Genomic DNA, 23721 nt, shown 5'->3' on the forward strand with positions numbered 1-23721 from the left:
TCCGGGAGCATGTCCTCGAACCCATGTCCCCGGGGACATGCCCCGGGGGCCAGGCTCACTTGCCGCCGACCGCGGCCTCGAGCTCGGCGAGCTCGTGGGAGAAGCCGCCCGAGAGGATCGGGAAGCGGCACCCCGTCTTCGGGTCGAGGTTCTGGTCGTCGAGGTGGAAGCTCGGGGCGTAGCGCTCGCGCTTCCACTGGTTCTGGCTCCACAGGCGGAAGAACCGCTTGACCCACAGGAGTAGCTGGGCGCGGCCGTGCTCGGGGTAGCGGCTGGCGAGGACGCGGAAGACGTCCTTGGGCGTGAGCTTGTCGCGGATGGCGGCGCGCTCGATGACGTCGAGGATCGGGTACGGCATCAGGTCGTCCTCGTCGGTCTGATGGGCGCTGGCGGGCCGCAGCTCGGCGGTCGGGGCCTGGACGTTGACGGCGCTCAGCTCGGGGGTAGGGCCGACGCCGGCGGGGCCTTCGAGCTCGACCCACCGCAGCCACTGGCGCAGGAAGGCCTTGTCGATGCCGGCGATCGGCGACAGGCCGCCGCAGGTGTCGCCGTCCATGGTGGCGTAGCCGACGGCGGCCTCGCTGCGGTTGCTGGTGGCCAGCAGGAGGGCGCCGCGCAGGTTGGCCAGCAGCCACACGCCGGGGGCGCGGGCGCGGGCCTGGATGTTCTGCAGGGCGATGTCGTCGCCCTTCCAGCCGAGCTCGCGGCCGATCGCGCCCTCGACCGTGCGCACGTAGGCGCGCACGAGCGGGTCGACGTCGAACTCGAGGAACTCGGCGCCGACGGCCCCGGCGACGGCGCGGGCGGCGTTGCGCGTGGTGTCGGAGCTGTTGTGCGTCGACTGATAGACGCAGGTGAGCAGCGAGCCCACGATCGCCCGCGTGGTGGTGCAGGTGCCCTCGGCCAGGCCGAGGCGGGCGCAGGTGGCCTCGACGCCGAGCTCCTGCACGGCGAGGGTGACCATGAGGTGCACGAGGTAGGCGACGGCGGCCGAGTCGGCGCCGCCGCTGAGCGAGACGACGAAGCCGCGCGACCGGCTCTTGCGCAGGTAGTCGAACAGGCCGAGAGCGACGGCCCGCGAGAACTCCTCGCGCTTGTCGCCGGGCCACGGCGGGGTCGGCAGCGGCTGGTGCGGCGGCAGGTCGGCGACCGGCAGCTGCATCTCGAAGCGGGTGATCCGGCGCAGGTGGTCGTCGACGGTCGGGGCGGCGGTCCGGCTGGCGTGGATCATGCGCGCGAGGTCGACGTCGATCACGGCGCTGGTGAGGTAGACGTCGTCGTAACCGAGCCGCGGGCCCTCGGCGATGAGGTGGCCGGAGGCGGCGATCATGCACTCGCCGTCGTAGATGACGCGGCCGGCCTCGTTGCCGATGAAGTTGGAGTAGACGTAGGTGGCGCCGAAGCTGCGCGAGGCGCCGATGACGATCTGCTTGCGCACCTCGTGCTTGCCGAACGCGAAGTGGCTGGCGCTCGGGTTGCAGATGACGTCGACGCCCTGGGCGGCGAGCTCGACGCCGGGGCGGTTCGGGACCCACGCGTCCTCGCAGATCTCGAAGCCGATCCGCAGGCCGCCGACCTCGAAGATCTGGTCGCCCAGCGGGTAGCTGTGGCCGTCGTGCTCCCACTGCACGAACTTGCCGGCCGGCCAGCCCTTGAACCACCGCGGCTCGTAATGGATGCCGTCACCGGCGAGGAAGCGCTTGCCGACCAGGCCGACGATCTGGCCGTCGGCGACCAGGCAGACGGCGTTGTAGTTGGCGGCGCGGTGCATGATCGGGACGCCGAGGGCGACGATCATGCCCTTCGTCTCGGGCAGCAGCTCTTGCAAGATCCGCCACGATTCGAGCACGGTGCCGCGGCTGAAGAACGCGTCCTCGCAGCCGTAGCCGGGGATGCAGAGCTCGGGCAGGCACAGCACGGCGACGCCCTGCTGGCGGGCCAGGCGGATCGCCTCGAGGATCCGGGCCTGGTTGCCGTCCCAGTCGAGCGGCGTCTGGTTGAGGGCGGCGGCGGCGACGCGGACGAGGTGCATTCAATGTCTCCGGGGACAGGGTCTAAAGGACATGTCCTGTGAGGTGAGGCGCGAGCAGCGGGGCGATCGAGGCGACCTTCAGCGGCGGGGCGGCGCCGGCGTCGATGCTGGCGAGGGCGCGCGCGCGCGGGTGGCTGTCGGTGCAGGCGATGGCGGAGAACAGGCCGGTGGCTTGCAGCTTGTGCAGGGCGTCGCCGGGGAACACGCCGTGGGTGGCGACGGCGGCCAGGCCGACGGCGCCGGCGCGCTGGTAGGCCCGGGCGGCGCCGATCAGCGAGCCGCCGGTGCGGATCATGTCGTCGTAGAGGATGACCAGCTTGCCGGCGACCTGGGCGTCGATGGCGGTGATCTCGGTGCGCTCGCCGTCGTGGCGGCGCTTGAACACGAAGGCGGCGGTGACCCCGAGGTCGTTGGCCAGCGACTCGACCCACTTGGCGCGGCCGGCGTCGGTGCAGGCGAGCACGAAGGGCCGGCCGCCGGCGATGTCGAGGATCATGTCGCGGATGACCGGCTTGGCGTAGACGTGGGTGGCGACCAGGCCGGCCTCGAAGTAGTGCGGGATGCCCTCGGCGTGGAGGTCGAGCAGGAGCACGCGGTTGCCGTAGGAGGCCGGCGGGATGGCCGAGAACAGGGCGGCGCGGGTCTTGGCGGTGACGACCTCGCCCGGCTTGGTCGCGCGCTCCATGGTCGCGTAGCCGTAGTACGGGACGACGAGGGTGAGGCGGCGGGCGCCGTAGTGGACGGCGCCGCAGGCGAGGTCGAACAAGGTCAGCGAGGCGGCGTCGTCGACGGAGCCGCCGATCAGGACGACGTCGCGGCCGTCGACCGGGGTGACGAGCCGGAGGTAGCGCTCGCCGTCAGGGAAGGCGAAGGTGTCGATCTCGCCGCCCTCGAGCGCGGCCGAGCCGCACAGCGCGGCCTGCAAGTAGCCGTACTCCGGGGTGGCGAACACGAGCGGGCGAGTCGTCATGCGGGGGAGGAAGAGTACCCCTCGGCGAGCGCGTTGGCGACCTCGGTATAGGCGTAATCGCTGACGCGTTCGTCGATGCGCATGCGCAGCAGCGCCTTGCTGCGGCAGGCGGCGGCGAAGAAGAACGCGCGATCGTCGGCGCAGGCGCGCGCGAGCGCGGGGACGGCGGCCCAGCGATCGAACAGGCGCTGGCAGATCCGCCGCACGCACGGCCACAGCTCGGCCTGGTCGGGCCCGCCGGCGTCTTCGATCCAGGCGATGACGGCGGCGAGGTGGGCGTGCACGAGGGTGTGGAGCAGCTTGCCCTGGGCCTCGGCGAGGTCGGCGGTGAGGGTGAAGGAGTCGGAGGCGAGCGCGGGTGCGTGACCGGCGGCGGCGAGCCGGCCGCGGTGGAGCCGGATGCCGCCGAGGTCGCGCACGATGAAGCCGCAGGGGCGGCCGGCGTGGACGAGCAGGGTGTTCTGCAGGTGGGCCTCGAGGGCGACGCCGTGGGCGGTCAAGAGGCGCAGGGCCGGCGGGACGAGGACTTCGAGGTAGTCGCTGAAGAAAGCGGCGAGGCGGGCGCGCAGGTCGCCGGGGTAGTCGGCGGCGAGCTCGCGCACGAGGAGGTCGCCGCCGGGGCGGCGCTCGCCGAGCGCGGCGCAGACGAGGAGCTGCGGGCTGCGCGAGGGGACATGTCCGTGAGGGAAGGTCCTCGGGGACATGTCGTCGGGGGCATGTCCGGAGGGGAATGTCTCAAGGGACATGTCGGCGGGGCGGGACGGAGCGAGGCGCGGGTCGGCTGTCGCGAGGGACAGGTCGGCGTGGAGGTCGCGGGCGAGGGCGGCGGGGTCGGGGCGCAGCACGACGCCGAGCTGGCCGGCGCGGTCGCCGTGGCGCGGGTGCATGCCGGCGGCGGCCACGTCGGCCTGGATCCGCAGGCCGCGGCGCGTCTCGGGATCGGCGGCCTGGATCGCGGCCAGCAGGGCGGCGATCGGCGGGCCGTTGTGGACCGAGGCGGGCGAGACCTGGCGGCGCGCGCTGGTGGTGTGGATGTCGACGGCGAGCTTGAGGTGCAGGGCCGGGGCGGCGAGGGCGACGGTGCGCAGGCTCAGGAGGGCGCGGGCGGGCAGCGGGGGCAGGTCGACGGGGTGGGCGACGCTGCGCCACAGCGGGCCGAGCAGGCGCGGCAGGCGGCGCAGCTGGAGGGCGTGCACGGGCAGGCGGACCAGGCCGGCGGGCGCGGGCGGGAACAGCTCGCGGGCGAGGTCGGCGTAGAGGTCGGGCGCGGCGAGCTGGGCGTGGTCGGCGGCGAGGTCGACGGCGTGCACGGGGGCCTGGGCCAGCAAGTCGGGGCCGTGGCGCAGGTTCTCCCAGGCGCGCAGGCCGAGCCGGGTCTTGCTCATCGGGTGCCAGGGGTGACCGTCGACGACGAGGTTCTCGGGGTCGAGCGGGGCGGGCCACGCCTGGCCTTCGGAGCATGTCCGATGGCGCAGGTCGGCGACGAGGCGGGCGAGGGCGAGGTTCCAGCGGCTGTCGTCGAGCTCGCGGGCGAGCCGGGCGCGGGGGGCCGGGGCGAGCGCGGGTAAGAGGCGCGGGAGGAGCTGGGGGAGGTCGGGCAGGTCGCTGGCTTCGAGGTCGGGGGCGTGGAGCTCAAAGGCGCGGCGGCGTCGCAGCGGGAGACTCAAGGAACATGTGCGAAGGGACATGTCCTGAAGGTCAAAGGCGAGGAGCCGCTCGCGGGCGCAGGCGAGGAGCAGGCGGGCGCCGATGGCCTGGGTGGCGGCGCGCCAGTGACAGGCGAGGTCGGCGGGCTCGGGCCGGACGCGGAAGGCGAGGGGGAGGGCCCGGGCGGCGAAGGCGAAGAAGCGGTCGCGCTCGGGCACGCCGCGAAAGGTAGCGCGCGGATCGGGAGGGCGAAAGCTCGGGGCTGTAGTGGCGATGAGCTCGCCGACCGTGGAGCTCGCTGAGGGAGCGGGCAGGGTCGACGAGGCCGACGAGCGTGCGGGCGCCGAAGGCCCCGGTCGGGGACGGCGAGAGGCTCAGCCGGCGCGCCAGTGGGCCACGGCGAGCTCGCCGAGCATGAGGGTGGCGGACAGGAGGAGGACGGCGGCGATCCAGCGGCGCAGGCTGTCGGGGTCGAGGCTGCCGGTGCGGCGGGCGCCGAGGTTGGCGCCGAGCAGGGTGAGCGGGGTGACGATGGCGAAGGCGGTGAGGTCGACCTGTCCTTGGAGGAAGGTGGCGACGCCGGCCGACAGCCCGGTGACGGCGCCGATCGCCATGTTGGTGCCGATGGCCACGGGCGGGGCGACGCGGGCGTAGCGGATCATGGCGGGCAGGCGCAGGCTGCCGAGCAGGAGGCCGACGAGGCCGGAGATCGCGCCGAGCACGGCGCCGACGACGACCTCGGCGAGGACGGCGAAGGTGCGCGAAGGGACATGTCCGGAAGGACTGGTCGGATCGGGCGGGCGGCGCAGCATGCTGGCGCCGGTGAGCAGGAGGACGCCGGCGATGACGGCCTTGAGCAGGCGCGCGTCGACGCTGCCGGCCCAGCGAGCGGTGGCGAAGGCGGCGAGGGCGGAGGGGAGGCCGACGCTGGCGAGCAGCCACAGGTCGACGCGGCCGTCACGGGCGTGCCGCCAGGTGCCGGTGAGGGTGCCGGCGGTGGAGATGGCGAGGCTGGTGGCGGCGCCGGCGACCGGGCTGCCGAGGACGTAGACGAGGAGGGCGACCCGCAGCTGGCCGAGCACGAGCCCGACGGTGGCGCCGATGTAGCTGAGGCCGAAGGAGACCAGCGCAATGAGCGCTAGCGCGAGGATCTCGGTGGAGCGCAGGCGCCGACGCTAACACGCGTGACGGGGGAGTGAGCCTGGAGGGATCGCCGCGCGGTGGCGCGAGGGCGCGCGGTCGCGGAGGACCACGAGAGAGGTGGTGCGGGGGCGATGCGTGAGGGGGCCGCTGCGAGGGCTCGGTGATGCTCTCGCGCGGTGCTGTCTCGCGGATGCGGCGGCGATCGCAGGGGACGAGTCGACGGCGATGGCCGGGCAGTTCGAGGCAAAGTGGGTGGCACACGCGGCGCGGCGATGTTGGCGAGGGCCTCGCTGTCGCGGTGTCGATGGCCGCGTCGCGGATGTGGCGGGGATGGTGCTGGTGGCGGTCCGGCGAGTCGTGGCGATGCTGCCCTGCGTGTCGGATGGTTTGCGAGGCGCGAGCGATCGCTTCGTCGGGCCTCGGGCGTGCGGGCTGTCGGAGGGCCGCGAGGATCGGCGGTGTGAACGTGAAGGTTCGTTCATCACGGTGCGCTGGGTCGGACGGTGATGGTCGGCTCGAGTCGGCGAAGGTGTCGCGGGCGAAGGTGTCGCGGGCGAAAGGCGGGGCGGCGCTTGACAGGCGGGCGGGCCGGGGCGGACGCTGCGGCGGCGTGATGGAGCGCGGGGACACGACGGCGGCGGAGGCGCTCGCAACGGGGCTTCCGGGGTCGCCGCGGCCGCGCTGGGTGGTGATTCACTGGACGCTCGAGGCGCTGGGGCTGGTGCGCGCGATCGCGGCGGCCGACGGCTCGCCGGAGCTGACGCTGATCGGGCCGGCGGCCGCGGACGAGGTCGCGGGGGCGCTGGCCGAATTGCCCGAAGGACATGTCCACAAGTACTGGCAGGGCTCGGCGAGCGGCGGGGTCGAGGCGCTGGCGCGCTTCTTCGCCGAGACGGCCGGGCTGCCGGCGGCCGACGCGATCATCGTGCTGCCGCTGCGCGGGCACGGCGAGACCGACGCGTTCTCGCGCCTGGTGTGCACGGCGATCCAGCGGGCCTGCAAGGGCAAGCCGCCGCACGTGGTGGTGGCGGTCGAGGACCCGGAGGCGACCCACGAGTTCGAGGGGCTCGGGGTGGCGACGATCTTCTATCCGGGCTTCCTGCGCGCGGCGCTGCTGGCCCACGCGTGCGTCGATCTGGGGGCGTTCCGCTTCATGCTGGCGCTGCTCGGCGGGCGCCTGCGGGTCGAGACCTGGCCGGTGCCGCCGGAGCTGCGGGCGGGGACGTTCCGCGAGGCGTGCCTCGGGGTGGAGGTCGATCGCCGCGGGCGGCCGGTGACGCTGATCGGGCTGTTCGCGCCGGCCGAGGGCGGGCAGGACTCGATGCTGCTGAGCCCGCCGCCGGGCCGTGCGCTGCGCGACGCGAGCGCGCTGCTGGTGCTGACGGGAGAGGCCGAGTGAGGCGAGGGGCGCGTGCGGCCCGCGCGGGGGGCACGATCGGCAGCGCTGCCGGCGAGGCGGAGCGGGTCTTCGGCGAGGCGGCCGCTGTGACGCGGCTCGCAGGAGGATCTGGCTTTTGGGGCATGTCCGTGCGGACATGGCTGATCGGGCCTGTACTCCTGGGCATGTTCCTGCAGACAGGTGCCGCGCGGGCCGGCGAGCCGATCACGATCCGGTTCGGGTCGGGGGCCAAGAAGGGCGGGTTCGACGTGACCGCCCACGCGCTGGCCGAGGTGGTGCGCGGCGAGGGGCGAGTGACGATCGCGCCGGAGTCGACGCGGGGCTCGTGCGAGAACGTGCACAAGCTGCTGTCGGGCGAGCTCGACGCGGCGCTGGTGCAGTACGACGTGGCGGCCGAGGCGTTCAAGGCCGGGCAGGCCGACGCGGCGGCGGTCGACAGCAAGACGCCGCGCGGCGGGTGGATGTGCAAGCTGTCGCCCGAGGAGGCCGACAAGGCGGAGCTGCGGGTGATCGCGGCGGTGTCCGACGCGGCGGTGCACGTGCTGGTGCGCCGGCCGGTGCGCCTCGACGAGTTCACCGACATCGGCCGCGAGCCGCTGTTCATGGGCAAGGACGGGTCGGGCAGCTACGAGACGGCGAAGGTGATCCTCGGCGCGGCCGGGCACACGGCGGAGCATCTGCCGCTGTTCATGGGCACCGCCGACGAGGCGCTGGCGGCGATGAGCCGGCGCGAGCTGCTGACGATGCTGCGGACCACCGAGCCCGGGCACGCGGAGATCGGCGCGGTGCTGGCGTCGGGCCTGGCGACCCTGAACCCGCTGCCGGAGGAGGTGCTGAACCGGCTGATCGACGGCTATCCGTATTACCGGATCTGCCCGATCGAGCCCGGGACCTACGCGGGGCTCGAGTTCAGCATCCCGACGGTGTGCGTGAGCTCGGTGGTGCTGGTGGCGACGCCGCGCCAGCGGCTGGACGACGAGGGCTTTTTGGCCGACCGCCGGCTCGCGGTCGAGGCGATGATCGTCGGGCTGCAGAAGCTGGCGCGCGAGGAGCAGCACGCGAGCCTCGGGGTCCGCGTCGAGTGGCGCGGGTTCGCCGAGCGCGAGCCGATCCCGCTGCACCCGGTGGCGGAGGTGCACGAGACCCGCGAGCGGCGGACGGCGTGGCTGCAGGCAGGGGCGGCCGCGGCGGCGCTGGCGGTGGTGCTGCACCTGGTGCGCCGGGCGCTGCGGCGGCGGCGGGTCCCGGGGGCCGGGATCGAGACCCAGCTGTCGAACCCGCTGGTGCCGTTCGCGGCGTTCGCGTGCGTGGTGACGCTCTCGACGTTCATCGTCTGGTCTTTGGAACATGACTCGAACGCCAGGTTGCGGACGCTGAACGACTCGTTCTGGGAGATGAACACGTTCGCCACCGGCAACTTCACCACCGAGACGCTGAAGACGCCGACGGCGCGGGTGGTCGGGGCGGCGGCGACGATCCTCGGGCTGGGGCTGCTGGCGTGGTTCACGGCGACGCTCACCAACATCTTCGCGCAGGAGCAGACGCGGCTGTGGCGGCGGCTGAACCGGCACCTGGTGGTGCTGAACTTCCGCGAGGACATGCTGCCGCTGATCCGGCTGCTGCGCAGCCCGGGGCCGACGCGCCACCGGCCGCTGCACGTGGTGGTGTCCGACGCGCTGCCGCGGCGCGTGCGGCTGCAGCTGGCGCGGGTCAAGGCGCTGACGATCCACAACGCCAACCCCGAGGTGCCGGAGGACCTGGCGGGGCTGCGGCTGCCGCGGGCGTCGCGGGTGATCGTGCTCGGCGACGGCGAGGCGGCGGGGGCCAGCTACGATCCGCTGCGGATCGCCCGCGCGGTCCATCAGGCGTGCGCGCGCGACCCGATCGGCGGCGGGCAACGGGCGCGGCCGCTCGGGGTGGCGGCGACTTCGGTCGAGATCGCCCGGACCGCGCCGGCGCTGCCGGTGACGCTGGTCGAGACGTCGGAGGGCGAGCGCGACGAGGTGTTCTCGCCGTTCGCGGCCTGGCTGGTGCCGGTCGACTGCCAGACGCTGGCGCACCGCTGGCTGGTGATGGCCTGCCGCGACCGCGCGTTCGCGGAGCTGTTCAACCGGGTGGTCGCGTTCGCCGACGACAACGCCGAGGTCTACACGGCGACGGCTCCGACCTGGCTCATCGGACAGCCGTGGCGATCGGTCCGCCGCGCGCTGCTCGAGGTCCAGGGGCGCGGGGGCGCGGTGCCCCTGGGGCTGTATCGCACCGCCGATCCGGGCGGCAAGACGCCGGTGGGCGGGACCTCGCACGCGGAGCTGCGGCGGCGGCTGATCGTCAATCCGCGGCCGGACGAGCCGGTGGCGCCGGGCGACCTGATCGTCGCGCTGTGCGAGGATGAGGCGGACCTGGTGCGCATCGTCGCCGAGAGCCGCAAGGCCGTGCCGATCGGCTGACGCGGCCGCGCGCAGCGAGGACGCGGCCGCGCCCGCGAGGGGCTCGATTGTGGCTTCAAAGCCACGGCCGGCCCGGTTGACGGCGAGGGGCGGTGAATCGTATTCGGGCGAGATGCGGTCCCGTCGTGTCGTCCTCGCGTTGTCTTCCGCGCTCGTCGCCGGCTGTTATGCGGGTGGAGCGCAGATGACCGAAAGTACAGGTGAGACCGGGACCGCGAGCGAGGCGACGACGGGCGGTCCGGGCGAGACGACGGTCGAGCCCGCGACCGGGGACACGGGCGCGCCGACGACGGCGGCGACGACGACGACGACCGGGGTGGGGCCGACGAGCACGGAGCCGGCGGGGCCGACCAGCACCGGGCCGGACGCGACGACCGCGGAGCCGGAGACGACGCTGGGGCCGGAGACGACCGACGCGACCACGAGCGAGACCACGACCGGGGCGCCGATCGACCCGGTGGCGGAGGTGTGCGCGCGCTGGACGGCGGACCGTTCGGACATGTCCGAAGGGACATGGAGCGGGGCGGTCGCGGGCTGTCAGGCGGGCGACACCGGGGCGCCGGGCCGCGACAACGCGCTGCGGCTGATCAACCTCTATCGCTGGCTGGCCGGGCAGCCGGCGGTCGGGCACGACGCGGGCCTCAACGCCAAGGCGCAGCAGTGCGCGCTGATGATGCAGGCCAACGGGCAGCTGTCGCACAGCCCGGGCATGGGCTGGGACTGTTACACGGCCGACGGGGCGCAGGCGGCGATGAACAGCAACATCTCGTCGACGCCGGGGGTGGTCGCGGTCGACCTCTACATGGTCGACCCCGGCAACGCGACGACGTTCGGCCACCGGCGCTGGATCCTCTCGAACAAGCTCGGTCCGGTCGGGCTCGGCTCGTCGGCGGTCAACTCGTGTATGTGGGTGATCGGCGGGCAGGGCGGCGGCGATGCGGCGTGGACGGCCTGGCCGCCGCCCGGGGTGGTGCCGATCGAGGCGCTCCACGTGCCCGAGGTGCCGTGGGCCAACGTCGACGAGACGGGCTGGACGATCCAGAGCGACAGCCTCGACCTCGGCGGGGCGCAGGTCTCGATCACCGAGAGCGGGATCGAGATGCCGGTCAAGCTGACGCCCCTGATGGGCGGGTTCGGCTCGGCCAGCGCGATCGCCATGACGCCGCAGGGGTGGGAGTCGGAGGCGGGCAAGACGTACGCGGTGCAGGTGAGCGGGGTGCCGCAGCCGTTCAGCTACGAGGTGCAGGTGGTCGGCTGCGAGTGAGGGGTGGTCACGCGCCGGCGTGGACGCGGCGCGTCGCCGCGCGGAGGTATCTCGGGACATGCTCTCCAGGACATGCTCGGACGGGCATGTCCTATTGAGCATGTGCGATCAGCCAGCCGAGGTCGCGCGGCTGAGGCGGACCTCGACGGCGTGGTCTTCGCGGCCGGAGGGGAAGATGTTGGTCGCCTCGATCACCAGCAGGTCGCCGTCGCGGCGGAAGGTGGTGCGCCAGCCCCAGGTCTCCGGGCCGGCGCGGTAGCTGCCGCGGACCGCGATGTCGGGGCCGGCGGGCCCGGTCGACCACAGCGCGGAGGCGCCGGTGTGGAAGCTGTCGATCCAGTACATGGTGTGCTCGTGGTCATCGAGGCCGAGGGTCATCTCGCCGTGGTGCGGCTTGCCCATGCAGGTGCCGTCGTAGCGGAGGCGCGTGTAGCGGCCGTCCAGCAGCGGCTCGATCTCGACGCGCCAGGTGCTCTCGTCGGGCGCGCCCGAGGGGTCGAGCCAGGTGCGTGCGGGGCCGGTCCATGAGCCTGTGAGTTCGCTGAGGGGGTGCGCCATGGCGGGTGTCATAGGTCATCGGCGGCGAGCGGTCCACCGGTGACGGGCGCGGCGGGTGCTACAGTGCGGCGATGCGAGCGGTCCGCGGGGCGGTCTTGGTGGGGCTCGGGCTCGCGGCGTGTTCGGCGGCGACGAACGCGGGTGGCGGCAGCGAGGCCACGACGTCGAGTGGTTCGGGCGAGAGCGGCGGGCCGGGCAGCACGGGCAGCACGGGCGGCACGAGCGGCGGGACGACGGCCGCGCCGACGACGACGACGGCGATGCCTGCGCCGGATCTCGGGGTGATGAACGACTGTCGCCACGACAGCCCCGAGGCGTTGATGGATTGCATCGATCCGGGGCGGTGGGCGGAGGAGGTCGCCTTCATCGCCGCGTCGCGGCCGCCCGGGTCGCCGCACTGGCACAAGGTGCAGGACCGTTGCGCGGCGCGGCTCGAGCAGGCGGGCTTCGTGGTGCAGCGGCAGGACTACGGCTCCGGGGTCAACGTGATCGGCACGCGCGAGGGGGTGACCGATCCGGGCGAGGTGGTGTTGCTGGCGGCCCACTACGATCACATCAGCGGGTGCCCCGGCGCCGACGACAACGCGAGCGGGGTGGCGGGGGCGCTCGAGGTGGCGCGCGTGCTCGGGCAGGCGTCGCTGCCGCGCACGCTGGTGGTGGCGTGCTGGGACGAGGAGGAGCTCGGGCTGCGGGGCTCGCGGGCGTTCGCGCAGACGTTCACGGGGGCGAAGCTGGCGGTGGCGTTCAACTTCGACATGATCGGCTACGCGAGCGCGGCGGAGCAATCGCAGGTGTTCCCGGGGCCGCTGGCGGAGCGCTTCCCCGGGCTGGCGGACGAGCTGGCGGCCAACAAGGGGCGCGGCGACTTCATCGCGGTGGTGGCCGACGCGTCGGCCGAGCCGTTCGCGCTCGAGCTCGAGGCGCAGGCGGAGGCGCTGGGCCGGCTGACGGGGGTGATGACGCTGACGGCGGTCGAGAAGCTCGACGACGACGCGTTCGGGGTGCTGAGCATGTCGGACCACCGCAGCTTCTGGGAGCTCGGTCTGCCGGCGCTGCACGTGTTCGACACCGGGCTGTTCCGCAACCCGACGTATCACTGCACGCTCGGGCTCGACACGGCCGACACGCTCGATCACGCGTTCGCCACCGATGTGCTCAAGGCGACGGCGGCGGCGGTGGCGGCCGCGGCGGGGCTGTAGCGGCGGTTTTCAGGAGGATATGTCCCGAGGGACATGTGCCGCGCGTCAGCTCCACTGCAGGTCGAGCACGAAGCGCCGCCACTCGCGCTCGAAGCGGGGCATGTCGCGGTGGCCGAGGATCTTCTGCAGGGTGGTGTAGCCGCCGGGATCGAGGTCGGCGCCGGCGACGAAGGCGTGATAATAATCGCGCAGGCGATCCTGCTCCTGCAAATAATAGCAGAGGTAGCGCGCCTGGGCGTAGTTGAGGCCGGAGCGGGCGCCGTAGAATTCGTCGGAGTCGGTGGCGCACAGCTCGGCGAACGAGCGCAGGCGCCGGGCGCGGATGGCGGCCTGCAGGCCCGGGAGGCGCCAATTGGGGTAGCCGACGATCCGGCCGGCGTGCTCGCCACATTGCTCGTAGAGCGAGGCCAGGCCCTCATTGAACCACGCCGGACAGGCGGGGAAGTTGCTGGCCATGAACGGGTGGACGATCTCGTGGACGAGGGTGCCGCCGCCGGTGCCGATGTTCATGATCAGGGCGGCGTGGCGCGGCGAGTAATAGCCGTAGGGCGTGTCGGGCTCCTCGCCGAAGATCTCCTGGGTGTTGCGGCCGTAGCTCAGGCGATCGGCGAACAAATAGACGTCGATGATGCGCGCGGGATCGCGGGCGAAGTAGTCCTGCCGCAGCCGCAGCACCGACCAGTGGATCGTGCGATCGGCCCGGCGCTGGACGTCGGCGGCCGGCTCGTCGCCGAGGATGACGAACGGCGGCTCGACGAGGACGGTGAAGCCGCGATCGGCGTGGCGCTGGCGCAGCGCGTCGGCGCGGGCGTCGAGGGCGGCGCGGGGGATGCGAGCGGCGGCGAGCTCGGAAGCTGCGACCGGCGGGGGTGGCGGTCCGGGCGAGGGCAGGTCGGGCTCGGGCTCGAGCGAGAGGCGCGGGGCAGGACGGGGCGGCGCGGAGGCGGGGCGATCGCCGCAGGCCCACATTCCGGCGGCGGCGAGCCCGAGGGCGAATTCTCGGCGGTGCATGCAGCGGTGGAGACGCGCGTGGGCCGGGGACGGGTCTGGCGTGCGTGCTGGCTCGCGGCGGGAGCGTAGAGCCTGGTGTGGGTGCCGGCTTGCGGCGCGGGGGCGGGTAGTCCATGGTCGCCGCCCATGGCCCGCAAGCCGCTTCGCCGCCTCGTGGTCGACGGTCGACTGTACCTGTACTCGATGGGGTGGACCTACGACCTCGACGGCGAGCGCGTGGTCGCGGTGGCGCTCTATCACGCGGAGACCGGGCAGGAGAACCGTCCGCGCGGTCAGCCGATGCGGGCCAAGTTCCTCACGCGCGAGGCGGCGGTGGTCGACACCTCGATCGCGTTTCCGGCCGACGCCCGCGCCGTGCTCGAGCGGGCGCTGACCCTCGGCTGGGACGGTCGGCGCGAGGGCTGGCTGCTGCCGGCGAGCGGGCTGGAGCGGCCGGGGCTGGTGCTCAGCGGGCCGACGCGGCTGCGCGAGTGGGCGGCGGGAAAGCCGGCCTATGTGCTCCACTTCGAGGACACGACGCTGGCGGAGCGCATCGCGGGCGACCTCGGGATCCCGGCGGTGCCCGCCGCGCGCGGGGCCGCCGAGGCGCAGTGGCGCGACGAGACGCGCTATGTGCTGCGCTCGCGGTGGGGCCGACTGGTGCACGTGTACACGCGCAGCGTCGCCGAGCTGGTGGCGGCGCTGGCCGCCGTGGCGCGCCGGGCCCCGCGGCTCGGCGGGTCGGTGGCGGGGCTGGCGAGCGTCACGCCCGAGGCGGCCGGCGAGGTCGTTCCGCCCGAACACTGGGCGACGCAGCCGGAGGCGCGCCAGTTCCCGGGGGTTCGTGAGCGGGACGTGGTGTGGACATACGCCGGACCCGACGGCCCGCGCGTCGAGGCCTACGAGTACCACCCGGACGCGCCGGAGCATCTGTGGCGCTGGACCAGCCTGCACGAGGGCGGATCGGTCGAGCGCCGGTTCCCGCGCGCGTGAACCGGGCCGGCTAACGGCGCGGCCACCAGCAGGGCACGGAGTCACGGTAGCGCGCGTAGGGCTCGCCGAATCGGGCGTGTAGATCGCGCTCCTCGATCGGGCGGACGAAGCGGTCCCAGAGCACGCCGCCGGTGATCGCGTAGAGCATGGTGAAGCTCGAGCCGAGGTAGAGGCCGATGGCGAACGCCGCGCCGAGGCCCCCGATCGCCATCGGGTTGCGCACGCGGCGATAGGGGCCGACGACGACGAGCGCGTTGGCCATGTCGAGCGGGAGCGGGGTGCCGCGGCCGTGGCGGGCCATGGCGAGGCCGCTCGCCAGGTTGAGGGCGGCGAACGCCGCGAACAGCACGAGGGCCGCCGCGGTCTGCCCGGGGAGCTGCCAGGGGCTCATGCCCAGCGCGCGCTCGAGCTGGACCAGCAGCCACGGGCCCGCGACGAGGAAGACGAGCCAGAAGACCGCGGTCTGGCAGGCGGTCTTGGTGAGGTTCCAGGCGGCGCTCGCGGGTCGGGCGCTGCGGAAGGCAGGGTGTCGGGACGGCGCGCCCACGCGCGCACGGTCGCACGATTCGCGCGCCGCGGGAAGGTCGGGCGGGCCGCGAAATCGACCGGTCGAAACGAGATGTCCCCGGGGACAGATGATTCTGTCTCCGGGGACATGTCCTAACGTGGCTGTCCCGAGGGACAGGCCATCAGCCGGGCTGGATCGAGCAATAGCCGGCGATGCAGGTGCCCTCGCCCTCGCAGCAGGCGGCGTCGACCTCGCAGGAGTCGCCGATGTGCGAGCAGGTGTCGGGCTTGTCGGAGCAGACGGCGGGCTCGCCGTAGCAGAAGCCGTCGCAGCAGTCGAAGCCGGCGTTGCAGCCCTCGCCGAGCTGCTTGCACGGGGACAGGGCCCACTCGCCGCGCATGTTCTGGTTGTTGAGCTCCTGGCCGGGGAGCCAGAAGGCCGGGTGGCTCGGGTCGGTGCCGGGGGTGATGTTGCCGTCGATGGCGGTCACCCACAGCTGCTTGGTCCGCGTGGCGGGGTTGGTGTCGGTGAGCGTGTTGCCGTACTTGCGCTCGGAGCCGATGATGAGCCACGAGTAACCGCCGACCGAGACGGGCAGGAAGGTCGGCTCGTAGGTGGTCTGGTCCTGGCCGGGCTCGACGATGCCGAGGCCGTTGGCCTTGTCGAGGCGCACGACCGCGGCGCCGTCGAGGCTGGTCAGCCAGACCTCGGTGATCGCGGCGCGGGTGCGGGCCTGGTTGAGGCGGTTGAACGCGATCCACTGCGAGTCCGGCGAGAAGGTCGGGAACGTGGTGGTCGTGAGCCCGGGGATCTTGTCGACGATCTGGTGGGCGTTGGCGAACGAGTTGGTCATCAGGTCGATGTCGACCAGCCACAGCTCGCTGTTGTTGAAGTCGAGCCAGTTGCCGTCGGTCTTGCGGGCGAACGCCAGCTTGGTGCCGTCGCTCGACCACACCGGGTGCTGCGGCTTGCCGCCGGGGACGGTGAGCTGCGCGAGCGTGACGGCGCTGTCGAAGGTGGTCAGCTTGAGCGCGCCGCTCTCGTCGGACTGACCCCACACCACGTGCGAGCCGTTGGGCGCGATGGCCTGGAAGCCCGAGGCGATGTCGGGGTAGTAGAGGACGCTGCCGGAGGCGGCGTCGATGGTGCTCCACGGGCTGTAGCCGCCGTGGAAGCTGGCGGCGATGCGCGAGCCGTCCTTGGACACGCTGTGACAGGCGACGCACTCGACGCCGGGCGGCTTCTGCACGAACGGCTCGGGCGCGGTGGCGCCGATGTTGAGGCGCACGACGTTGCCGTTGTTGACCTCCCAGTAATAGACGGTGCCGGTCAGGTTGGCCGGGGCGATCGTCCAGGTCTGGGTCTTGGCGAGGTAGGCCTTTTGCCCGTCGAAGCGGGCGATGTCGACCTTGACGTCACCCTCGGTCGAGGCGGTCAGCTTGAGCCAGACGTCGGTCGGCAGCTTGGGGAAATCGAAGCGCGAGGGCGGCGGGACGTTGTGATAGCCCTTGTACTCGAAGAACTCGCTGTAGGCGTGGACGTAATAGAGGTCGTTGGCGCCGCCGCCGTCCCATTGAATGGTGGGACCGATGAGGCCGCGCGGGAACACGGTCTTGTCGTACGGGTAGAGCAGGACCATCGCCGGATCGGGGTCGACGGCCATGCCGAACAGATCCTTGGTCTCGGGCGGGACGGGGACCGGCTCGGCGTTGAAGATCAGCTTGACGGTGGCGTTGGTGGTGGCCGCAGGCAGCGGGCCGGCGCCCTCGAAGGTGACGGTGCCGACGCCGCCGGCGAAGCCGGTCGCGCTGAAGCTGCCCGAGAGGCCGCCGATGCCGGCGAGGTCGAGCTTGTCGTACGACCAGGTGCCGTCGACGGGGATCTTGATGCCCTTGTCGGTGATGCCGACGGCGGTGTACTGCGTCGGCGCCGGGATGACGCCGTCGATCACGGTGACGGTGGCGTCGAGCGGATCGATCTCGATCGAGACGACCATGCCCGGGTCCTCGCCGGTGGTCGCGGTGGTGGCAGGATCGACGGTGGTGCCCTCGGAGGTGCCGGTGACCGGACCGGTCGGGTCGCCCGCCGTGCCGCTGCCGCTCGCCTCGGTGGTCGTCGGGGCAGCGGTGTCGGTGGAGTCGCTGCCGTTGCCGGTGTTGCCGGCGGTCAGCGTGGTGGAGGCGGAGATGACGGAGCTGTCGCTGTCGGCCGGTCGATCGGGGTCGCCACAGGCGAGCAGGCCGACGACCGGGAGGAGCGCCACAAAATTCCAACGCATGGCCGCGATTACAGCGAAGTTCGCCGGTCGCGACTAGACGGAAATCCCTGGTGCGACGCGAGCCCACGCCAGGCCCGGCGGCCGGCGCCGTCTGCAGGCGCGCACGCGGCTGCTCAGGACTTCAGCGGCTCACGCGGGGCGACGATGTCGCGCGCGAGGCCGACGCGCGCGAGGCCGCGGATCATGAGGTAGGTGAGGTCGAGCTCGAACCACCGCCGACCGTGGGCCGCGGCGCGCTGATGGGCGTGGTGGTTGTTGTGCCAGCCCTCGCCGAAGGTCAGCAGGGCGACCCACCAGTTGTTGCGCGAGTCGTCGCGGGTCTCGTAGTTGCGGTAGCCCCAGCGGTGGGCGGCGGAGTTGACGAGCCACGTCGCGTGATACGTGAAAACGAGGCGCACCGGGACGCCCCACACCAGCCAGCTCAAGCCCTGGCCGGCCCACGCCTCGCCGACGACGTAGAGCAGGGCGGCGAGCACGAACTGCGGGATGTAGTGCCAGCGGTCGAACCACCGCATCACGGGGTCGCGCAGGAGGTCGCGGGCGAACGCGCGCTCGGTGTCCTCGTCGGCGCGCATGAAGACCCACAGCATGTGGGACCAGAGCAGGCCGCGACGCGGCGAGTGCGGGTCGTGCTCCTGATCGGACCAGCGGTGATGGAGGCGATGCTTGCCGACCCACAGCACCGGGCTGCCCTGCCAGCTGAGGGTGCCGAGCAGGACGATGACGTACGACAAGAGCCGCGGGACCGCGAAGCTGCGGTGACACAGCAGGCGGTGATACCCGAGGCAGATGCCGACGCCGCCGGCGAGCCACCACAGCGCGAGGGCGACGCCGAAGCCGCTCCACGAGAAGGTGAAGGGGGCGGCGACGCAGGCCAGGTGCATCAGCCCGGCGCCGATCACGTGACTCCACATCAGGCCGCCGACCTCGGGCGTGCGGGTGACCGGCGGGGCGCTGTCTTCGAAATCGATGGCCGTGGACAAGACCTGAGCAGGCTACCAGCGAGGCGCGCAGGTCCAGAGACGGGGTCCCCGGCGAGGGTGCGCGTCGACGCACGTCGGCGCCCCCGCCCCGGCGCGCCGGCTCGGGCGCGCCGGCGATGAGGGACCTCCGCCGCGGCCGACGCCTCGCGCGCCCGATGCCCGCGTCGGCGGGTTATCGTGCCGTTCATGCGAACTTTGCCCTTGCCCGCGATCGCCCTCTCTTGCCTGCTCGCTTGCGGCGACGACGGCGCGGCCCAGACCGACGGGGCCTCGATGTCGGCCAGTGACACAACCATGACGAACACGTCGTCGACCTCGACGAGCGCCGGACCGACGAGCGCGACCTCGGAGGACGGGACGATGGGCGAGTCGGAGTCGGGCACGCCGACGACGACGACGCCGACGACGAGCACGAGCACGAGCACGAGCACGAGCACGAGCACGACGGAGCCCGGCACGAGCACGAGCACGAGCACGACCGACCCGATCGACACGACGACGACCGACACGAGCACGAGCACGAGCACGACCGATCCGATCGACACGACGACGACCGACACGACCACCGGCGATCCGGAGCCGTGCGCCTGTCCCGACGACATCGAGGTCCCGCTCGACGACGGCATCTTCGTCCTGTCCGACGACGCCGAGCTGTGGAAGTACTTCCCCGAGAGCAACAGCTTCACGATGCTGGGCCAGATCGGCTGCGGCATGACCAACACGTTCTCGATGGCGGTCGACCGGCTCGGCTACGCGTGGGTCCAGTTCAACGGCACCGGCCAGCTGCGCAAGGTCGACGTCACCAACGTCGCCGACTGCAGCGACCCGGGCTTCGTGGCGGCCCAGAACGGGGTCGTCAACTTCGGCATGGCGTTCGTGTCGAACAGCGCCAGCGACAAGTGCGACCGCATCTACGGCAACACGTACAGCGGCTTCGGCGGCTACTCGGAGGGCCCGAACGCCGGCGACTTCGTCACCATCGATCCGAACAACCTGGCGCTGTCGAAGCTCGGCAAGACCAACTTCGACGGCGCCGAGCTGACCGGCACCGGCGACGGGCGGGCGTTCATCTTCGGCGGGGCGTTCCCGTCGAAGCTGGTCCAGGCCGACAAGGACACCGGCGCGGCGCTCGAGGTGCTGCCGCTCAACGGGCTCGAGATCAACAACGGCGCGTTCGCGTTCGCCTTCTTCGCCGGCGACTTCTACTTCTTCACCGACAGCGACAACGACCTGTTCAACTCCGAGGTGACCCACCTCGACTACGACGACAGCGACATGAACGGGATCCAGGACCTGACGGTGCTGACTCAGGACGCGCCGCTGCTGGTGGTCGGCGCCGGGGTGTCGACGTGCGCCCCGGTGCTGCCGATGTGAGCCGATGACGGAGGACGCGAAGCGACGGGCGGCCCGGGCGGCGCTGGCGTACGTGACGCCGGGGGCCGTGATCGGCGTGGGCACCGGCTCGACCGTGGCCCAATTCATCGCCGAGTTAGGGCCGTCGCAGGTCGCCGGCGCGGTCGCCAGTTCGGAGCAGACCGCGGCGCGCCTGCGGGCCCGCGGGATCGCGGTGCTCGACCTCAACGAGACCGGGCCGCTGCCGCTCTACGTCGACGGCGCCGACGCCTGCGACCCGCAGCGGCGCCTGGTCAAGGGCGGCGGGGCGGCGCTGACGCGCGAGAAGATCGTCGCGGCGGCCAGCGAGCGGTTCGTCTGCATCATCGACCCCGGCAAGCGGGTCGACCGGCTCGGCGGGGCGCCGCTGCCGATCGAGGTGGTGCCGATGGCGCGCGAGCTGGTGGCGCGCACGATCGCCAGCATGACCGGGGGCACGCCCGTGTGGCGCGCGGGCGTGACCACCGACAACGGCGGGTGGATCCTCGACGTCCACGGGCTGGCGATCGGCGAGCCCGAGGCGCTCGAGGCGGCGCTCGACCAGATCGCCGGGGTCGTCAGCGTCGGGCTGTTCGCCCGCCGGCCGGCCGACGTGGTCATCGTCGGCGACGACCCGCCGTGGTCGTGGTGAGGCGGCTGTCCGTTCGGGCATGCGCGAACAGACAGGTCCTCCGGGACATGCCCCATGCGGCATGTCCCCGGGGGCATGTCAGTCGGGGTTGGCCTTGCGCCAGCGCTCGTACTCCTTGAGGTCGACGTCGCAGACCTTGGCGTACTCGCCGGTGACCTGCTTGCGCTCGTAGGCGCGGTCGCTGTCGGCGCGGTTCTGGCCCTCGCGCAGGGCCTCGAGGGCCTCGAGCACGTTGCGGAAGTAGATCCACCGCTTGGGCTGCTCGGCGGTCGGCGGCGGGGTGCCGTTGCAGTAGCGGCCCAGCCAGGCGTGGGCCTCTTCGACCTTGCCCTGCTCGCGCAGGGCGGTGGGCATGGCGGGCAGGCAGCTCTGCATCATCAGCGTGACGCGGTCGGGGCCGCGGGCCTGCTCGGCGAGGCAGCGCTCGCTGAAGCGGGCGTGGTCGCCGGCGAGGAAGGCGTCGCGCACGTAGGTGTCGCGCTCGAACTCGGAGCGCGACGGCTGGGCGCGGTCGCAGGCGTACATGTCGACGAAGACCTTCTTGGCGCCCTCGGGGCACGGGACCTCGTACAGGTCGATGACGTGGCCGTCCTTGTTGGGGCCGACGTTGCCGCGGCGGGCCTTCATGCCGCTGGGGATGTCGCCGTCGAACGGGCGGGTGCCGTCCTCGCACTCGCTGTCGGCGACGGCCACGTAGGAGCCGGTGGTGCCGCAGGCGGCGATCGGGCGGTCCTTGGACGAGCCCGGCGGGCCGGCCGGCGCGGTGGTTTCGGGGGCGCGCACGTCGCCGATCCGCGGGCGATCGCCGGCGCGGGCGTCGTGGCCGGGCCGCGGACCGCCGGGGTTGGCGAAGGCGCCGGAGGAGGAGGTCTTGAGGTCGAACGGCGAGGCGCCGGCATCGGAGCCGGGGCCGGCGATCGGGGTGCCAAAGGCGCCTGACTCGGTCGCTGCGGGGACCCTGGGCCGGCCCGACGTGGTGGTCTTGCAGGCGAACAGGCCGGCGAGGGCGAGGAGCAGGAGCGGACGGCGCATGCGCGAGGCGAACGTATCACGGGGCCGGGCGGTTGGTCGTGATGCGCTTCGAGGTCGGGGACGCGGTCCCGCGGCCGGGCAGGCGCTCGGCGAGGCGGTCGCGCCCGGCGGCCGGCTCAATGGGGGTGCTGCGGCAGGTCGTCGGCGATGTCGTAGTAATCGCCCTTGTCGGCGACATGGATGTGCATGGCGAGCCGGACGTGGGTGGGGGCATCGAAGGCGCCCATGGCGACGGCGATGGTGCCCTTGCCGATGGGGTCCCAAAACAGCCACGAGCCGCAGGTCGAGCAGAAGCCGCGGCGCACCTTGGCGGAGGCGTGGAACCATGTGAGGCGGTCGTCGCCGGCGATCGTCAGGGCGGCGCGCGCGACGTCGGTCGAGGCCCAGTAATGGCCCGACTGCTTGCGACACTGCGAGCAATGACAGGCGTTCGGCGGGGGCAAGGGGCCGGTGACCTCGAAGGTGACGGCGCCGCACAGACAAGAACCCTTCGGCATGGCGAATCCTCGCGGGCGACGCTAACACGGGGGGCGTGTTAGCGAAGCGGTGGACCGCCGTCGGCAGAGCGGTCGAGATCCGTCACGACGCGAGGATAAGGATCTCGGCCGGGTGTCCGTGACACGCCGCGCGCGAGGTTCGCCTGGCCTCGACCTCAGCCTCGTTCGACGCGCGCGCAGGCGGGCGCGTGGTCCAGCTTGCAACCCTTGTGGAAGCTGACCTTCGCCGCCTTGTCGTCCCGCCCGGTGCCGCGTCCCTCGGCCTGCATCACGCCCAGGTTGAAGCAGCCCTGGCCCACGCCGGCGCCGCAGGCCTTCTTGTAGAGCGCCACGGCGCGCTCGACGTCGTGCTCGACGCCGAGGCCGCGCTCGACGGCCCACCCGAGGTTCAGGCAGCGGCTCCCGAAGTTCGGGCCGCCCTTGTCGCAGACGTCGCGCAACCTCACCACCGTGCGCGACAGCTCGTCGCAGCCATCTTCGTCCGCGAGCACGCACGCTTTGTAGAACAGCTCGATCGCGTTCGCCTCGTTGACGCCGGGCTGTCGGCCATCGAGCCAGCTGCGCCCGAGGTTGAGGCAGCCCACGGATGCGAGACGCTCATGGAGCGCGCGCCAGCGCTTGTGACAGTGAGGCTCACGCTCGCGCTCTCATCGGCCGGGCTGGGTGTGGTGCCAGTACGACTCCATGATCTCCGCATGCCGGGGCTGGTCGAGGCGCCGGTCAGCGAAACACCTGGCTCTTCGGACAGGTGTAGGACGAGCCAGCGCGGGCCGCGAGCCGGCAGGTTCGGCGCCGGACCAAGCCGCGGGTACCAGCGATCTCCGTCGGGCGAGCACGAGATCGACGCCGGTTTCGACGGCCCGGAGGGAGAACACCTGCCCGATTCGCGGACACCCCGGACAGGCGGTCGAGGAGGTTCGCGGCCGCCATTTCGTCCGATCGTCGGCCGATCCGCGCCGCCGCGGGCAGCCGAGGGCGCAGGCACGTGTCCGCGGACCGGGGCCCAGGAGACGCCGGGTGCGGGCGCAGCCCTGTCCCTTATCCGGCGAGCGCACTCGGTCCCGCGGCGCGGGCAGGCTGGCGGGTCTGGCCAGGCGGTCTTCGTTTCTTTAGTGTCCGCGCCGCGTGACCCCCCGCATTCCATTCCTTTCATGCATCGCTCTGGCCGCGTGCCTGGGCCTCGCCTGCGCCGACGACAAGGACCCGCTCGACTCGGTGACCAACCCGACGGCCGCGAGCGACGCGAGCAACGCGTCGAACGCCTCGAACGCGTCGAACGCGAGCAACGCGTCGAACGCGACCAACGCGAGCAACGCGACCGACGACGGCACCGACACCGGTGAGACCAGCGACACCGGCGTCGACGAGACGACCGGGCCGACGTCGGGCGAGCCGACCACCAGCACGACGTCGGCCGAGACGACGTCGGCCGACACGACCGCGGCCGAGACGACCAGCACGACCGAGCCGCCGCCGACCGACGGGCCCGGGGTGCTGCCCGGCGAGGACGGGATGCAGGCGTTCTGCCGCCGCTACAAGGAGTGCGGCGGGACCTACTACGGCGATCAGCAGGAGTGTCTGGACGAGACGTACGGCTACTGGGGCGACTGCCCGTCGCGCAAGGCGGCGCTCGACGAGTTCGGCGCCTGCATGTCGGAGCTCGACTGCGGCGAGTGGAACCCCGACGCCTACAACCCGAACAGCACGCCGTGCGCGCGGCAGTGGGCCGGCGTCCAGCAGGCCGAGTCCTGCTGAGTT

Annotated in this window: 20 protein-coding genes; 8 read left to right on the forward strand and 12 right to left on the reverse strand. The window is 72.6% G+C overall.

Going from position 1 to position 23721, the window contains the following annotated elements:
* Positions 1–55: 55 nt before the first annotated feature.
* From nadE to POL25_RS38050, 4 genes are all read right to left on the reverse strand, one after another.
* Positions 56–2032: an NAD(+) synthase gene (gene nadE, locus POL25_RS38035; protein WP_272091292.1), complete on the reverse strand. Its 1977-nt coding sequence runs from the start codon at positions 2030–2032 to the stop codon at positions 56–58.
* 22 nt (positions 2033–2054) lie between these two features.
* Positions 2055–3002, reverse strand: coding sequence for a ribose-phosphate diphosphokinase (prs, locus tag POL25_RS38040; RefSeq protein ID WP_272091293.1), 948 nt, complete (start codon positions 3000–3002; stop codon positions 2055–2057).
* On the reverse strand, positions 2999–4867 hold the full coding sequence (locus POL25_RS38045; protein WP_272091294.1) for an IucA/IucC family protein: 1869 nt from the start codon (positions 4865–4867) through the stop codon (positions 2999–3001). The genes prs and POL25_RS38045 overlap by 4 nt, the downstream gene beginning before the upstream one ends.
* 156 nt (positions 4868–5023) lie before the next feature.
* Complete coding sequence (locus POL25_RS38050; protein ID WP_308477918.1) at positions 5024–5815, reverse strand: sulfite exporter TauE/SafE family protein; 792 nt, start codon at positions 5813–5815, stop codon at positions 5024–5026.
* A 587-nt stretch (positions 5816–6402) separates the two neighbouring features.
* Between POL25_RS38050 and POL25_RS38055 the strand changes: the two genes are divergently transcribed.
* From POL25_RS38055 to POL25_RS38065, 3 genes are all read left to right on the forward strand, one after another.
* On the forward strand, positions 6403–7191 hold the full coding sequence (locus tag POL25_RS38055) for a potassium channel family protein (RefSeq protein WP_272091295.1): 789 nt from the start codon (positions 6403–6405) through the stop codon (positions 7189–7191).
* Positions 7192–7313: 122 nt separating this feature from the next.
* Complete coding sequence (locus tag POL25_RS38060; RefSeq protein WP_272091296.1) at positions 7314–9638, forward strand: TAXI family TRAP transporter solute-binding subunit; 2325 nt, start codon at positions 7314–7316, stop codon at positions 9636–9638.
* A 139-nt stretch (positions 9639–9777) separates the two neighbouring features.
* A complete protein-coding gene (locus tag POL25_RS38065; RefSeq protein ID WP_272091297.1) occupies positions 9778–10902 on the forward strand; it encodes a CAP domain-containing protein in 1125 nt (374 codons plus the stop codon).
* A gap of 108 nt (positions 10903–11010) precedes the next feature.
* On the opposite strand, the gene POL25_RS38070 is transcribed toward POL25_RS38065, so the two are convergent.
* Positions 11011–11460 (reverse strand): DUF1579 family protein, encoded by a 450-nt coding sequence (locus tag POL25_RS38070; RefSeq protein ID WP_272091298.1) that lies wholly within the window; start codon positions 11458–11460, stop codon positions 11011–11013.
* Positions 11461–11531: 71 nt separating this feature from the next.
* Between POL25_RS38070 and POL25_RS38075 the strand changes: the two genes are divergently transcribed.
* Complete coding sequence (locus tag POL25_RS38075; RefSeq protein WP_272091299.1) at positions 11532–12659, forward strand: M28 family metallopeptidase; 1128 nt, start codon at positions 11532–11534, stop codon at positions 12657–12659.
* 45 nt (positions 12660–12704) lie between these two features.
* On the opposite strand, the gene POL25_RS38080 is transcribed toward POL25_RS38075, so the two are convergent.
* On the reverse strand, positions 12705–13670 hold the full coding sequence (locus tag POL25_RS38080; RefSeq protein WP_272091300.1) for a gluzincin family metallopeptidase: 966 nt from the start codon (positions 13668–13670) through the stop codon (positions 12705–12707).
* Between the two features lie 126 nt (positions 13671–13796).
* On the opposite strand from POL25_RS38080, the gene POL25_RS38085 reads away from it, so the two are divergent.
* Positions 13797–14642: a hypothetical protein gene (locus POL25_RS38085; RefSeq protein ID WP_272091301.1), complete on the forward strand. Its 846-nt coding sequence runs from the start codon at positions 13797–13799 to the stop codon at positions 14640–14642.
* A 10-nt stretch (positions 14643–14652) separates the two neighbouring features.
* On the opposite strand, the gene POL25_RS38090 is transcribed toward POL25_RS38085, so the two are convergent.
* From POL25_RS38090 to POL25_RS38100, 3 genes are all read right to left on the reverse strand, one after another.
* Entirely contained in the window at positions 14653–15189 is a 537-nt protein-coding gene (locus POL25_RS38090) for a methyltransferase family protein (protein WP_272091302.1), read from the reverse strand.
* A 142-nt stretch (positions 15190–15331) separates the two neighbouring features.
* A complete protein-coding gene (locus POL25_RS38095; protein ID WP_272091303.1) occupies positions 15332–17428 on the reverse strand; it encodes a hypothetical protein in 2097 nt (698 codons plus the stop codon).
* A gap of 113 nt (positions 17429–17541) precedes the next feature.
* Positions 17542–18411 (reverse strand): acyl-CoA desaturase, encoded by an 870-nt coding sequence (locus POL25_RS38100; protein WP_272091304.1) that lies wholly within the window; start codon positions 18409–18411, stop codon positions 17542–17544.
* 186 nt (positions 18412–18597) lie between these two features.
* On the opposite strand from POL25_RS38100, the gene POL25_RS38105 reads away from it, so the two are divergent.
* Together POL25_RS38105 and rpiA are read left to right on the forward strand one after the other, a co-directional pair.
* Positions 18598–19785 carry a hypothetical protein gene (locus POL25_RS38105; RefSeq protein WP_272091305.1) on the forward strand — a complete coding sequence of 396 codons (1188 nt, stop codon included), beginning with the start codon at positions 18598–18600 and terminating at the stop codon, positions 19783–19785.
* A gap of 4 nt (positions 19786–19789) precedes the next feature.
* Positions 19790–20434 carry a ribose-5-phosphate isomerase RpiA gene (rpiA, locus tag POL25_RS38110; protein WP_272091306.1) on the forward strand — a complete coding sequence of 215 codons (645 nt, stop codon included), beginning with the start codon at positions 19790–19792 and terminating at the stop codon, positions 20432–20434.
* Positions 20435–20512: 78 nt separating this feature from the next.
* Here rpiA and POL25_RS38115 read toward each other — a convergent pair whose 3' ends face one another.
* From POL25_RS38115 to POL25_RS38125, 3 genes are all read right to left on the reverse strand, one after another.
* On the reverse strand, positions 20513–21466 hold the full coding sequence (locus POL25_RS38115) for a hypothetical protein (RefSeq protein ID WP_272091307.1): 954 nt from the start codon (positions 21464–21466) through the stop codon (positions 20513–20515).
* Positions 21467–21582: 116 nt separating this feature from the next.
* Positions 21583–21963, reverse strand: a complete 381-nt coding sequence (locus POL25_RS38120; RefSeq protein ID WP_272091308.1) for a GFA family protein — start codon at positions 21961–21963, stop codon at positions 21583–21585.
* Between the two features lie 155 nt (positions 21964–22118).
* Positions 22119–22547 carry a tetratricopeptide repeat protein gene (locus POL25_RS38125; protein WP_272091309.1) on the reverse strand — a complete coding sequence of 143 codons (429 nt, stop codon included), beginning with the start codon at positions 22545–22547 and terminating at the stop codon, positions 22119–22121.
* A gap of 541 nt (positions 22548–23088) precedes the next feature.
* Here POL25_RS38125 and POL25_RS38130 point away from each other — a divergent pair.
* Positions 23089–23718, forward strand: a complete 630-nt coding sequence (locus POL25_RS38130; protein WP_272091310.1) for a hypothetical protein — start codon at positions 23089–23091, stop codon at positions 23716–23718.
* Positions 23719–23721: the final 3 nt, after the last annotated feature.

This window comes from Nannocystis bainbridge (assembly GCF_028368995.1).
Taxonomy (GTDB): domain Bacteria; phylum Myxococcota_A; class Polyangia; order Nannocystales; family Nannocystaceae; genus Nannocystis; species Nannocystis bainbridge.